This is a genomic window from Ralstonia flaminis (genome assembly GCF_958415495.1).
GTDB lineage: Bacteria > Pseudomonadota > Gammaproteobacteria > Burkholderiales > Burkholderiaceae > Ralstonia > Ralstonia flaminis.
Genome location: NZ_CATZLL010000001.1, coordinates 81,259 through 94,231 on the forward strand (window position 1 = coordinate 81,259; position 12,973 = coordinate 94,231).

14 protein-coding genes are annotated in these 12,973 nt (G+C 60.8%); all 14 read right to left on the reverse strand.

Annotation, left to right across the window (positions count from 1 at the left end):
* Positions 1-140 precede the first annotated feature (140 nt).
* The 14 genes from R2N11_RS00410 to nuoH all read right to left on the reverse strand — a co-directional run bounded on the left by R2N11_RS00410 (position 141) and on the right by nuoH (position 12,967).
* Complete coding sequence (locus R2N11_RS00410) at positions 141-620, reverse strand: MaoC family dehydratase (RefSeq protein ID WP_199031608.1); 480 nt, start codon at positions 618-620, stop codon at positions 141-143.
* A 44-nt stretch (positions 621-664) separates the two neighbouring features.
* Positions 665-1,150 (reverse strand): MaoC family dehydratase, encoded by a 486-nt coding sequence (locus R2N11_RS00415; protein ID WP_199031609.1) that lies wholly within the window; start codon positions 1,148-1,150, stop codon positions 665-667.
* Between the two features lie 59 nt (positions 1,151-1,209).
* Positions 1,210-2,340, reverse strand: coding sequence for an acyl-CoA dehydrogenase family protein (locus R2N11_RS00420; protein WP_199031610.1), 1,131 nt, complete (start codon positions 2,338-2,340; stop codon positions 1,210-1,212).
* A gap of 24 nt (positions 2,341-2,364) precedes the next feature.
* A complete protein-coding gene (locus R2N11_RS00425; protein WP_199031611.1) occupies positions 2,365-3,561 on the reverse strand; it encodes an acyl-CoA dehydrogenase family protein in 1,197 nt (398 codons plus the stop codon).
* An 83-nt stretch (positions 3,562-3,644) separates the two neighbouring features.
* Positions 3,645-4,106: a DUF1178 family protein gene (locus tag R2N11_RS00430; RefSeq protein WP_199031612.1), complete on the reverse strand. Its 462-nt coding sequence runs from the start codon at positions 4,104-4,106 to the stop codon at positions 3,645-3,647.
* 136 nt (positions 4,107-4,242) lie between these two features.
* Positions 4,243-4,863 carry an NUDIX domain-containing protein gene (locus tag R2N11_RS00435; protein WP_316679756.1) on the reverse strand — a complete coding sequence of 207 codons (621 nt, stop codon included), beginning with the start codon at positions 4,861-4,863 and terminating at the stop codon, positions 4,243-4,245.
* 45 nt (positions 4,864-4,908) lie between these two features.
* The gene (locus R2N11_RS00440) at positions 4,909-5,214 is read right to left on the reverse strand and encodes a DUF2818 family protein (RefSeq protein ID WP_039597872.1); all 306 of its coding nucleotides are present in this window, start codon (positions 5,212-5,214) and stop codon (positions 4,909-4,911) included.
* A 12-nt stretch (positions 5,215-5,226) separates the two neighbouring features.
* Positions 5,227-6,702, reverse strand: coding sequence for an NADH-quinone oxidoreductase subunit NuoN (gene nuoN / locus R2N11_RS00445; protein ID WP_316679757.1), 1,476 nt, complete (start codon positions 6,700-6,702; stop codon positions 5,227-5,229).
* A gap of 16 nt (positions 6,703-6,718) precedes the next feature.
* Entirely contained in the window at positions 6,719-8,185 is a 1,467-nt protein-coding gene (locus tag R2N11_RS00450; protein WP_316679758.1) for an NADH-quinone oxidoreductase subunit M, read from the reverse strand.
* 12 nt (positions 8,186-8,197) lie between these two features.
* Complete coding sequence (nuoL, locus tag R2N11_RS00455; protein ID WP_199031615.1) at positions 8,198-10,255, reverse strand: NADH-quinone oxidoreductase subunit L; 2,058 nt, start codon at positions 10,253-10,255, stop codon at positions 8,198-8,200.
* Between the two features lie 27 nt (positions 10,256-10,282).
* Positions 10,283-10,594 (reverse strand): NADH-quinone oxidoreductase subunit NuoK, encoded by a 312-nt coding sequence (gene nuoK / locus R2N11_RS00460; protein WP_021194982.1) that lies wholly within the window; start codon positions 10,592-10,594, stop codon positions 10,283-10,285.
* 17 nt (positions 10,595-10,611) lie between these two features.
* On the reverse strand, positions 10,612-11,244 hold the full coding sequence (locus tag R2N11_RS00465) for an NADH-quinone oxidoreductase subunit J (protein WP_199031616.1): 633 nt from the start codon (positions 11,242-11,244) through the stop codon (positions 10,612-10,614).
* Positions 11,245-11,390: 146 nt separating this feature from the next.
* The gene (nuoI, locus tag R2N11_RS00470; protein ID WP_199031623.1) at positions 11,391-11,879 is read right to left on the reverse strand and encodes an NADH-quinone oxidoreductase subunit NuoI; all 489 of its coding nucleotides are present in this window, start codon (positions 11,877-11,879) and stop codon (positions 11,391-11,393) included.
* 23 nt (positions 11,880-11,902) lie between these two features.
* On the reverse strand, positions 11,903-12,967 hold the full coding sequence (gene nuoH / locus R2N11_RS00475) for an NADH-quinone oxidoreductase subunit NuoH (RefSeq protein ID WP_021194984.1): 1,065 nt from the start codon (positions 12,965-12,967) through the stop codon (positions 11,903-11,905).
* Positions 12,968-12,973 lie beyond the last annotated feature (6 nt).

Below are 12,973 nucleotides of genomic sequence, written 5' to 3' on the forward strand. Positions count from 1 at the left end.
AGTTGCGCGCATTTAGCTCGGGTGATGCGCATGCATGGGGCACGCGCAGACAAGCACAAAACCAGCCAAACGCAAGGAGAGCGCAACAAGAAAAAAAGGCCGGCATTGCGCCGGCCCTTTCAGACAGATGGGAAAGTCTTTCAGGAATAGCGTCGCGAGATCGACTCCGCCACGCACACCGGACGCTCCTGCCCTTCCCGCTCGATGGTCACGGCCCAGGTCATCTGCGCGCCCGTGAGTGTGGGTGCATTGGGCAGCGGCGGCAGCGCTTCCATCTCCACCAGGCTCACGCGTGCGCGCACACGGCTACCCACAGGCACCGGCGCGGTGAAGCGAACCTTGTTCAGACCGTAGTTCACGCCCATCTTCACGTCCGGCATCTCGATCGCGTTCGCCATCAGCATCGGCAGCAGCGAGAGCGTCAGAAAGCCATGCGCCACCGGCGCCCCAAACGGCGACTCCCGTTTGGCGCGCTCCACATCCACGTGAATCCACTGGTGATCGCCCGTCGCCTCGGCAAACAGGTTGACCTGCTGCTGCGTGATCTCGGTCCAATCGCTGACCGCAACCTCCTGGCCAATCAATCCTTTCAGCTCGTCGAGCGACTCGATGATGCGCATCTGGGTTGTCTCCTTGTTGTTGTTCGATGTGATATTCGATTCGCTCAGGCTTTCGGGCGGCGGCCAAACAGGCCCATACCCGTGACCGTGCAGACCAGCTCACCACGCTGGTTGCGCGCTTCCCAGCGATTGACCGCCACACCACGATCCGGCTTCGACTGCGACGGTTTGATCTCCATGCACGTGCTCGATACCGACAGCGTGTCACCTGGGTACACCGGTTTCATCCAGCGGATTTCGTCCACGCCTGGCGAGCCCATGCTGGCCGCCTTGCCAAGAAAGCCCGTCACCATCAGTCGCATCATGATCGCGCAGGTCATCCAGCCGCTTGAGATGATGCCGCCGTAGATGCTGTGCTTGGCCGCTTCTGCATCGATGTGGAACGGCTGCGGATCATATTGTCGGGCGAAGGTCAGGATCTCCTCTTCGGTGACGGTGTATGTGCCCATTTCCAGCGTACGACCCACTTCAAAGTCATCGAAGTAAAACGCGTACGGTAGCGTTGTCTCTGCCCGACTGTTTTCACTCATCTCGATCTCTCCTCAAAATGACAACGCCCCGCGAGAACGCGGGGCGCTGAAGGATGCCATTACGCTGCGTGTTGGAAACCCGGCAGCGACGCGAAGCGTGCCAGGTGATGATCCACGTCGCCAAGCGTGGTGTTGATCATCGTCAGCCGCTTGAACATGTGCGCAGCCGGCAGTTCGTTCGTCACGCCCATGCCGCCATGCAGTTGCACTGCTTCCTGGCCCACATCACGCGCAGCCTGGCCAACGCGCGCCTTGGCTGCCGATACATAGCGGCGGCGTGCTTCCACATCGCCATCTTCAAAGTGCGCGGCGGCAAGATAGGTAACCGAACGCGCCTGCTCGCCGTGGATGAACATGTCGACCATGCGATGCTGCAACGCCTGGAAGCGCGCAATGGGCACGCCAAACTGCTGACGCGTCTTGGTGTATTCCAGCGTGGCGGCGTTCAGCGCGTCGATCAGCCCGACCGCTTCAGCACACAGCAGCACGCAACCCAGGTCGGCTACCGCGTCGATGGTTTCCCATGCGTCGCCGGCCTTGCCCAGCAGCGTTGCCGGCGCGTTGTCGAAGCGGATGTCTGCAGCGCGCAGGTTGTCGATCGTGCGATAGTCCTTGACCGTCACGCCTGCGGCGTCGCGGTCAACCACGAACAGCGACAGGCCAGCGGTATCGCGTGCCTCGCCGCCCGTGCGTGCGGAAACGATCAGCTTGTCGGCCTGTGCGCCGTGCACGACCACTGCCTTCTCGCCGGAGAGCGTCCAGCCGCTGCCCTGCTGCGCAGCGCGCGTGGCAACGTTGAAGAGTTCGTAGCGCGATTGACGCTCACCAAAAGCGATGGCCAGCTTGACGGCACCACCAGCCACCTGCTCCAGCAGCGCATCTTGACCACCCGCGAGCTTGAGCGCCTGCGCGCCCAGCACGGTGGCCTGATACGGCTCCACGACCAGGCCGCGGCCCAGTTGTTGCATCACCACCAGCAGGTCCATTGCACGGCCGTCGAAACCACCTTGCGCTTCCGGCACCGGCAGCGCAGTCAGACCCAACTCGGCGATGCTGTCCCACGCACGCTGCGACACGCCCTCGGGCGAGTACACGATCTTGTTGCGCGCTTCAAAGCCGTAGTCCTTGTCGACAAAGCGGCGCACGGCATCGGCCAGTTGCTTCTGTTCGTCGGTGAACGAGAAATCCATAGTTGTCTCCGTTATCCGTTCTGATCAGACGCCGAGGATCATCTGCGAGATGATGTTGCGCTGGATCTCGTTCGACCCGCCGTAGATGGAGGTCTTGCGATAGTTGAAGTAGTACGGCGCGAGCGGTGCCGCATCGTTGTCGCCGGTCACGGCTTGCGTGATCTCGCCCTCCAGATAGCTCGGGTCGAACGGCTGCGCATACGGCCCCACAGCCTCGACCATCAGCTCGGTCAGCATCTGCTGGATCTGCGTGCCCTTGATCTTGAGCAGCGAAGCCTCGGGGCCAGGGCCCTTGCCGGCGTTCTCGCTCGACACCACGCGCAGCACAGTGATCTCCAGCGCCATCAGCTCGATCTCCAGCGATGCCACCTTGGCAGCGAATACCGGGTCCTGCAGGAGCGGCTTGCCATTCTTCTGATGCTGCTGCGCAACGCGCTTGAGGAACGCCAGCTCGCGCTTAGAGTGTCCGACGCGTGCAATGCCGGTGCGCTCGTGGCCGAGCAGGTACTTGGCGTAGGTCCAGCCGCGGTTCTCTTCGCCGATGAGGTTCTCAACCGGCACCTTCACGTTGTCGAAGAACACCTCGTTCACTTCATGCTCTTCGTCCAGCATGATGATCGGGCGCACGGTGATGCCCGGCGTCTTCATGTCGATCAGCAGGAACGAAATGCCCTCTTGCTTCTTGGCGTCCGGGTCGGTGCGGACGAGGCAGAAGATCATGTCGGCGTGCTGGCCGAGCGTGGTCCAGGTCTTCTGGCCGTTGACGATGTAGTGATCGCCCTCGCGCACGGCGCGCGTCTTGACCGAGGCCAGGTCCGAGCCCGAGCCGGGTTCGGAGTAGCCCTGGCACCACCAGTCGGTGCAATCGACGATGCGCGGCAGGAAGTAGCGCTTCTGCGCTTCGTTGCCGTACTTCATGATCACGGGCGCAACCATGCTGACGCCGAACGGCAGCACGCCGGGCGCGCCGATCTCCGCGCACTCTTCGTCCCAGATATGCTTTTGGATGGGGGACCAGCCGGTACCGCCCCACTCGACCGGCCAGTGCGGTACCGACCAGCCCTTGCCCGCCAGTGCCTTGTGCCAGCGAACGAAATCTTCGCGGTTCAGGCGGCGGTGATTCAACACCTTGTCTTGAATGTCCTTCGGCAGATTGGCTTGCAGCCAGCCGCGGACTTCCTGGCGGAACGCATCATCGGCCGCCGAGTAGTTCAGATCCATGCCTGTCTCCTGTGGTTGGCGCTCCGCCGTGGCAAATCGGCGGAGCACGTTCTATCGGACCGGCGCGGACCTGAATCGGGCGACTAGTGCACGGGCTGCTTGAGCGCATCCGGCACCAGCAGCGGCATCAACTCGATGCCTTCCTCTGCCAGCTCCTGCGCTTCCTCCCGAGACGTCGTCCCGCGAATGCCCCGCTCCGGCGCCTCGTCGTAATGCATGCGACGCGCCTCTTCTGCAAACCGGTCGCCGACGTCCTCGGTGTTGGCCAGGACATGGCGCACGGCTTTCAGGTAGAGCTGTTGCAGGGCTGCGGGCACACCACCCTCGCCTTCGCCTGTCTTGGTGGCGCCCCCCTTCTGGGCGGCCTCCGCACGTGACGACGACAGATTCAGGCGCGGCGCACTCGGTAGGCGCTCAACCTCGTTGTGACCGCAAACCGGGCACGTCAGCAGCCCGCGTTCCTGCTGCGATTGCAGGTCGGCATCGGAACCGAACCAGCCTTCGAAGCGGTGGTCATTGGCACAACGGAGATCCAGCACTTTCATGATCGGTCCAGCGCATGGGGATGAGTGTATCCCCGATTCGAAAATTTGTGAACGGTCGTGCTAATTTTTTCGCACGACCGTTCGCTATAGTAACGACAGCAGGAAGACGGCTTGACCAGACGACTATACAAGAGGCTCAGACAGCACCTGGCGTCCACGCACCCGACAGAATCTTCTCGAGCCAGAACGTGCCGATAATGGTCTTCACGTCAGAAATCTTGCCTTCACGCACCCAGTCGATCAACTGGCCCGCCGGCGTGATAAAGGTCTCAAGAAACTCACCTTCGTCGAGCATCGCCTCGCCCTGTTCGAGATCACGCGCGAGATAGATGTCAATGAACTCGGTAGAGTATGAGATGACCGGGTGGATGCGAGTGAGGTAGTCCCAGCGTTCAGCCGTGTAGCCGGTTTCCTCAATCAGCTCGCGCTTGCCGCACGCCAGCGCGCCCTCTTGCGGGTCGAGCTTGCCAGCGGGGAATTCGATCATCACCTTGCCGACCGGGTAGCGGAACTGCCGCTCCATCAGCACAGTGCCGTCGTCAAACAGCGGGATCATCATGACCGCGCCCGGGTGGATCAGGTACTCGCGGCTGGCGTTGCGGCCGTCCGGCAAGCGGACGATGTCCTGCTTGAGCGTGAGGAACTTACCCTGATGCATCAAGGCCGATGCGACCTGTGTCTCGCGCAGGCCGGCATCCGGGTCAGACGTCATGTCTGCGGATGCGGGGAACGTGGATGCGGGATTGCTATCGGACATGGCGCTCTCTCATGCCGAGACAGCGGGTGCCTGCCCGGCGGGTGATCAACGGGAGTGGCGAACCAGGTATTGCCACGTAAAGCCAGGAAACGCGAACACCAACATCAGGCAAGCAGTGATTGCGTAGAACTGCCAGCCTTGCGGGAAGGCATTACCCTGGCTCGATTCAATGCCGAAGCCGATCAACCCCACCACAACATACATGGCGATCAGCTCGGTACCGCGCAGCCAGAACGGCTTGCGCGGCCAGCGTGCCGGCACCAGGGCCAACACGCGTTGATTGACGAACGGCAGATTGGCACAGATCAGTGCCAACACGATGACAAACAAGCCGCCCGTCGATGCGTTCACGATCGCGCCTGATTAAGAAGCCAGCGTCAGGCGAATTGCCTGGTAGCACAGCGCCATCAGGCCGGCCGGGAAGATACCCAGCAGCAGCACCAGCAGACCGTTGACCGACAGTACCGAACGCAGGCCGAAGGTGGCTTCCACCGGACCTTCGTCAGCCGGGGCATCAAAGTACATGACCTTGATGACACGCAGGTAGTAGAACGCACCCACCAGCGAGAACAGCACGGCCACGATAGCCAGCCACGGCATGCCAGCATCCACCACCGCACCCAGCACCGACAGCTTGGCGTAGAAGCCGACCGTCGGCGGCAGACCTGCCAGCGACATCATCATGAACAGCGTCAGCAGCGCAAACCAGGGGCTCTTCTTCGACAAGCCCTTCAGGTCAGCAATGTCTTCCGCCTCGTAGCCCTTGCGCGACAACAGCAGAATGATGCCGAAGGCACCCAGCGTGGTCAGCACGTAAGTCACGGCGTAGAACATCGAGGCGCTGTAAGCCTGAGCCGTCAGATCCGGCTTGCCGGCACTCACGCCCGACAGCAGACCCAGCAGCAGAAAGCCCATGTGCGAAACCGTCGAATACCCCAACAGGCGCTTGAAATTCGCCTGCACCACACCAGTGATATTACCGATGGCCAGCGAGAGCACGGCCAGCACGATCAGCATGTTCTGCCAGTCAAACGCCAGCGGCAGCAAGCCTTCAACCAGGATGCGCAGCGTCATGGCAAACGCAGCCAGCTTCGGTGCACCCGCGATCAGCAGCGTCACGGCCGTCGGCGAGCCTTGATACACGTCAGGCACCCACATGTGGAACGGCGCCACACCTAGCTTGAATGCCAGGCCAGCCACCAGGAACACCACGCCGAACACCAGGATTGTCTTGTTGATGTTGCCCGTGTTGATCTGGCGGAACACCTCTCCCAGGTCCAGCGAGCCGGTCGCGCCGTACATCATCGACATACCGTACAGCAGCAGACCCGATGCCAGTGCACCGAGGATGAAGTACTTCATCGCCGATTCCGACGAGACGTTCGCGCCACGGCGCAATGCCACCAGCGTGTACGAAGCCAGCGACAGCAGTTCCAGACCCAGATAAAGCGTCAGGAAGTTATTGCCGGTGATCATCACCACCTGACCGCCAAGCGTGAACAGCGCGAACATGTAGAACTCGCCGTTGTACATGTCGCGATCAGCCAGGTACTTGCGCGTGTAGATCAGCGTCACGAACACCGCCAGTGCGGCCACGGAGCACAGCACGTTGGCCATCGGATCAATCACGGCCAGGTTGCTGAACACGTAGTGCGTTTCACCGGCCGCCGCATTGATGGCAAACCAGACGCTCAGCACCAGCGTGATCGTCAGCGACACCGGATAGGCAACGCTGCTGCGGTTCTGACCGCGCGCCAGGTCAATCCAGTTGACGGCACCGATGCCGAGCGCGAGGAAGATGATCGGGGCGATAGCCGCCATGGATGAGGACAATTGCATGGTTTCTTCTCCCCGCTTACAGCTTGCTCTGAGCCACGTGGGTGAGGAGATTCACCACGGACGCATGCATGACATCGGTAAAGGGCTTCGGATACAGGCCCATGTAAAGCGTTGCGATCGCCAGCACGCCGAGCATGAAGAATTCACGGCAGTTCAGGTCTTTCAGCTCGGCGACGTGCTTGTGCGTCACGTCGCCAAAGATCACGCGTTTGACCATCCACAGCGAATAAGCAGCGCCGAAGATCAGGGCGGTAGCCGCCAGCAGGCCAATCCAGAAGTTGTACTTGACCGAACCCAGGATGACCATGAATTCGCCAACGAAACCGGAGGTCGCCGGCAGGCCGCAGTTGGCCATCGCGAAGAACACCGACAGCGCGGCAAACTTCGGCATCGTGTTCACCACACCGCCGTAATCGGCGATCTGGCGCGAGTGCACGCGGTCATACAGCACACCGATGCACAGGAACATCGCACCGGAGATGAAGCCGTGCGAAATCATCTGGACGATACCGCCCTCAATACCGATCTCGTTGAAGATGAAGAAGCCCAGCGTGACGAAGCCCATGTGCGCGATCGACGAATACGCGACCAGCTTCTTCATGTCAGCCTGCACCAGTGCAACCAGACCGATGTAGATCACGGCGATCAGCGAGATCGCGATGATGAACGCGGACAATTGATGGCTTGCGTCCGGCGCGATCGGCAGCGAGAACCGCAGGAAACCGTAGGCACCCAGCTTCAGCATGATGGCGGCCAGCACCACGGAACCGCCGGTCGGCGCTTCCACGTGGGCGTCAGGCAGCCAAGTGTGCACCGGCCACATCGGCACCTTCACGGCGAAGGCCATGAAGAACGCGATGAAGATCAGGATCTGCTCGTTCATCGACAGCTTGACCTGATGCCACTGCAGGATCTCGAACGTACCACTGTGGAAGTACAGATACAGCAGCGCAACCAGCGTCAGCAGCGAACCCAGCAGCGTGTACAGGAAGAACTTGAACGCCGCGTACACGCGATTCGGACCACCCCACACACCGATGATGATGTACATCGGGATCAGCGTGGCTTCGAAGAAAACGTAGAACAGCATGCCGTCGAGCGAGGCGAACACACCGATCATCAGACCCGACAGGATCAGGAACGCGGCCATGTACTGCGCCACACGCTCGGTGATCACTTCCCAGGCCGCGATCACCACGATCACCGTGATGAACGCAGTCAGCACCACGAACCACATCGAGATGCCGTCGACACCCAGGTAGTAGTTGATGTGGAAGCGCTCGATCCAGCTCGACTTCTCGACGAACTGCATCGCCGCCGTGGTCTTATCGAAACGCGTGAAGAGCGGCAGCGTGATCACAAAGCTGATTAGCGAGCCGATCAGCGACATCCAGCGGACATAACCGGGATTGCGGTCTGAGCCCGAGGCCAGCACCAGCACGCCGAAGAAGATCGGCAGCCAGATCGCAAAAGACAGAACCATTTTTGTTATCCCTTATTTGCCCGCCAGGAACACGAAGTACGTCAGCAGGCCAACCGTGCCGACAATCATCGCGAACGCGTAGTCATAGATGTAGCCGGACTGGAGCAGGCGCACGACGCTCGCGAACCAACCCACCAGACGCGCGCTGCCGTTCACGACCACGCCGTCGATCACACCCTGATCGCCGCCCTTCCACAGGCCGCGGCCAACCTTGACCGCACCGTTGGCGAAGACGATCTCGTTGATCTTGTCCATGTAGTACTTGTTGTCCAGCAGCTTGTAGAGGCCGGAGAAACGCTTGGCGATTGCAGCCGGAATGTCCGGGCGCTTCAGGTAGAAGAACCACGACAGCACCACACCCGACACCAGCAGGATGAACGGAACCGACGTGAAGCCGTGCACCGCCATCTCAACCCAGCCGTGGAAGTCTTCGCCCAGCACCTTCATGGCTTCGTGGTTCTCGCCATTGAAGATCACCTGTGCGAACGCCACGCCGTGCTTGAAGAACTCGCCGAACAGCATCGGCTGGATCGCCCAGGCACCGATCACCACCGACGGAATCGCCAGCAGCACCAGCGGCACCGTCACCACCCACGGCGACTCGTGCGGCTTTTCGCCCGGCGCCAGACCGTGATGCTCGTGGCCGCCATCTTCCTCTTCGTGATGTTCGTCGTGGTGCTGATCAGCCTTGCCGAAACGCTCTTCCCCGTGGAACACCAGGAAGTACATGCGGAACGAGTAGAACGCCGTCACGAACACACCACCCAGCACGGCCCAGTAGGCAAACTGAGCGCCCGGCAGGTGCGATTCCGCGACCGCCTCGATGATCGAATCCTTCGAGTAGAACCCCGAGAAGAACGGCGTACCGATCAGTGCCAGCGAACCCACCAGTGACGTCAGCCACGTGATCGGCATGTACTTGCGCAGGCCGCCCATGTTGCGCATGTCCTGATCGTGGTGCATGCCGATGATGACCGAGCCCGCACCCAGGAACAGCAGCGCCTTGAAGAACGCGTGCGTCATCAGGTGGAACACGGCGACCTGGTATGCCGATGCGCCCAGCGCAACGGTCATATAGCCAAGCTGCGACAGCGTCGAATACGCCACGACGCGCTTGATGTCGGTCTGAATGATGCCCAGGAAACCCATGAACAGCGCGGTAATGGCGCCGATGATCAGCACGAACGACAGCGCGGTGTCCGACAACTCGAACAGCGGCGACATGCGCGCAACCATGAAGATGCCGGCGGTCACCATGGTGGCCGCGTGGATCAGCGCGGAAATCGGGGTCGGACCTTCCATCGAGTCCGGCAGCCACACGTGCAGAGGGAACTGTGCCGACTTACCCATCGCGCCGATGAACAGGCAGATGCAGGCGACCGTCAGCATGTGCCAGTCGGTGCCAGGGAAGCCGATGGTCGCCAGATTGTCACGAGCGGCGAACACGTCTGCGTAGCTCAGGCTGCCGCTGTACGCCAGCAGCAGGCCAATGCCAAGTACGAAGCCGAAGTCACCCACACGGTTGACCAGGAATGCCTTCATGTTGGCGTAGATCGCCGTCGGGCGCTTGAACCAGAAGCCGATCAGCAGATACGACACCAGGCCCACCGCTTCCCAGCCGAAGAACAGCTGCAGGAAGTTGTTGCTCATCACGAGCATCAACATCGAGAAGGTGAACAGCGAGATGTAGGCGAAGAAACGGTTGTAGCCGTCGTCTTCTGCCATGTAGCCGATGGTATAGATGTGCACCATCAGAGAGACGAAGGTCACCACGCACATCATCATCGCCGTGAGCGAATCGATGAGGAAGCCGACTTCCATTTTCAGCGAGCCGACCGTCATCCATTCGTAGACGGTGGCGTTATAGCCGGCGCCGTTAATGACATCGAGCAGCACCGACACCGACAGGATGAAGGCGATCGCCACACCAAGGATGGTGACGCTGTGGGACGTCTTGCGGCCGATCTTCTCGCCGAAGAACTTGGTGCCGAACAGCCCGGCGATCGCTGAGCCGGCGAGCGGCGCAAGCGGGATCGCCAGCAGCAGGTTGGGATTGAGCGTAGTAGCCATGGAGCTTCTTATAAGTGGATACGCCGATCAGCCCTTGAGGCTGTCCAGATCGTCAACGTTGATGGTGTCCAGGTTACGGAACAGCACCACCAGGATGGCGAGACCAATCGCGGATTCCGCCGCGGCCACCGTCAGGATGAAAAACACGAACACCTGCCCCGCCAGGTCACCCAGGTAGTGGGAGAACGCAACGAAGTTCATGTTGACCGCAAGCAGCATCAATTCGATCGCCATCAGCAGCACGATGACGTTCTTGCGGTTCAGGAAGATGCCGACGATGCTGATGGCAAACAGCACCGCGCCGAGCACGAGGTAATGGGCAAGGGATAGCGAAGACATATGGATACTCCCGGGGCTCAGCTCTTGGAATCAGCCGAAGCTGCGCCTGCCGCCTTCTCGGCCGGCATCGAGACCAGGCGCACGCGGTCCTTGCGCTGCACGCGGATCTGATCGGCCACCTTCTGGCTCTTGGTGTCCTTACGACGGCGGGCCGTCAGCGCCACGGCGGCGACGATAGCCAGCAGCAGCACGATGCCCGCCACTTCGAAGGCGTAGATGTAATCGGTGTAGATCAGCTTGCCGAGCGCCTGCGTATTTGGGCCTTGGAAGCCCTTGGGCAATTCCTGCACAGGCTGTACGCGCCCCATGAAAGTCTTGGTCAGCACCACAGCCATTTCCAGGATGATGACCACGCCTACGAACGCCGCCAGAGGCACATACGTCCAGAAGTCTCGTCGCAGGTGTTCGATGTCGATGTCAATCATCATCACCACGAACAGGAACAGCACCATCACTGCCCCCACGTAGACCAGCACCAGCGTAATGGCGAGGAATTCCGCCTTGAGCAGCATCCAGATCGCCGCCGCGGTGAAGAACGACAGCACGAGGAACAGCGCCGCGTGTACCGGGTTCTTCGCGGTGATGACCTTCAGCGCTGAGAGCACCAGCACCAGCGCGAAACAGTAGAAGATGATCGTCGTGATTTCCATGATCCTGGCGCGGGCCGTTTTGCGGCACGCGCTTGTCCAAAGCCGCGGCGGCATGATGCCGCCGTAGCTGGTTGGCTCACGAGGAGCCGTTGTACTTCCGGAATTTCAACTGCACCACTCGCCGCTTGCCCAGCGAGTGTCTTGAATCAGCGGTACTTTGCGTCGGCCGCCTTGCTCGCCGCGATTTCCGGCTCGAAGCGATCGCCCACGGCCAGCAGCATGTCCTTGGTGAAGTACAGGTCGCCGCGCTTCTCACCGTGGTATTCCAGGATGTGCGTCTCGACGATGGCATCGACCGGGCAAGCTTCTTCACAGAAGCCGCAGAAAATGCACTTGGTCAGGTCGATGTCGTAGCGCGTGGTGCGGCGGGTGCCGTCGTCGCGCTGATCCGACTCGATCGTGATGGCCATAGCCGGGCACACGGCTTCGCACAGCTTGCATGCGATGCAGCGCTCTTCCCCGTTCGGGTAGCGGCGCAATGCGTGCAGACCACGGAAGCGCGGCGACAGCGGCGTCTTCTCTTCCGGGAAGAGCACAGTGATCTTGCGCGCGAACAGATAGCGCCCGGTCAACGCCATGCCCTTGAAGAGTTCCTTCAGGAGCAGGCTGTTAAAGAATTCCTTGATGGATAGCAACATGGTGCGCCCCTATTGTCCCGTTACTTCCAGATGTTCCACGGCGACACCAGCCAGATGGCAACGATGATCAGCCAACCTACGGTGAGCGGAATAAAGATCTTCCAGCCCAAGCGCATGATCTGGTCATAGCGATAACGCGGGAACGATGCGCGCAGCCAGATGAAGACCGACAGCAGCAGGAAAACCTTGATCAGCAGCCAGAAGAAGCCCGGAATCCAGTTGAACACCGGAGCATCGATCGGCGGGGCCCAGCCACCCAGGAACATCGTTGCCGTCATCGCCGAGATGACGATCATGTTGATGTACTCGGCCAGGAAGAACAGCGCGAACGCCATGCCCGAGTACTCGATCATGTGGCCGGCCACGATTTCCGACTCGCCTTCCACCACGTCAAACGGGTGACGGTTGGTTTCCGCCACGCCCGAGATGAAGTACACGCCGAACATCGGCAGCAGCGACAGCCAGTTCCACGACAGGATGTTCACCCCGTGGTCCGCAAAGAAACCGCGGTTCTGTGAGTTGACGATGTCCGACAGGTTCAGGCTGCCCGTCACCATCAGCACGGTCACGAGCGCAAAGCCCATGGCGATTTCGTACGAAATCATCTGTGCCGAAGCCCGCATCGCGCCCAGGAACGCGTACTTGGAGTTCGAAGCCCAACCGGCCAGAATCACGCCGTACACACCCACGGAGCTGATCGCCATGACATACAACAGACCAGCATTGATGTTCGACACCACAGCTTCGGCCTGGAATGGCACCACCGCCCAGATCGCCACAGCCGGCATCAGCACCATCAGCGGCGCAATGATGTACAGGCCACGGCTGACCTGGCTCGGCACCATGACTTCCTTGAGCAGGAGCTTAAGCACGTCGGCGATCGGCTGCAGCAGGCCCATCGGGCCCACGCGGTTCGGACCCAGACGCACGTGCATCCAGCCAATCAGCTTGCGCTCCCAGAGGATCAGGTAAGCCACGCACAGCAGCAGCGGCAGGATGATGCAGACCGCACGCACCAGCGTCCAGATCAGCGGCCACCAGCCACCGAAGGTCGCCGTGCCGAAAGAAGTAATCGACTCGATCATGTTGAC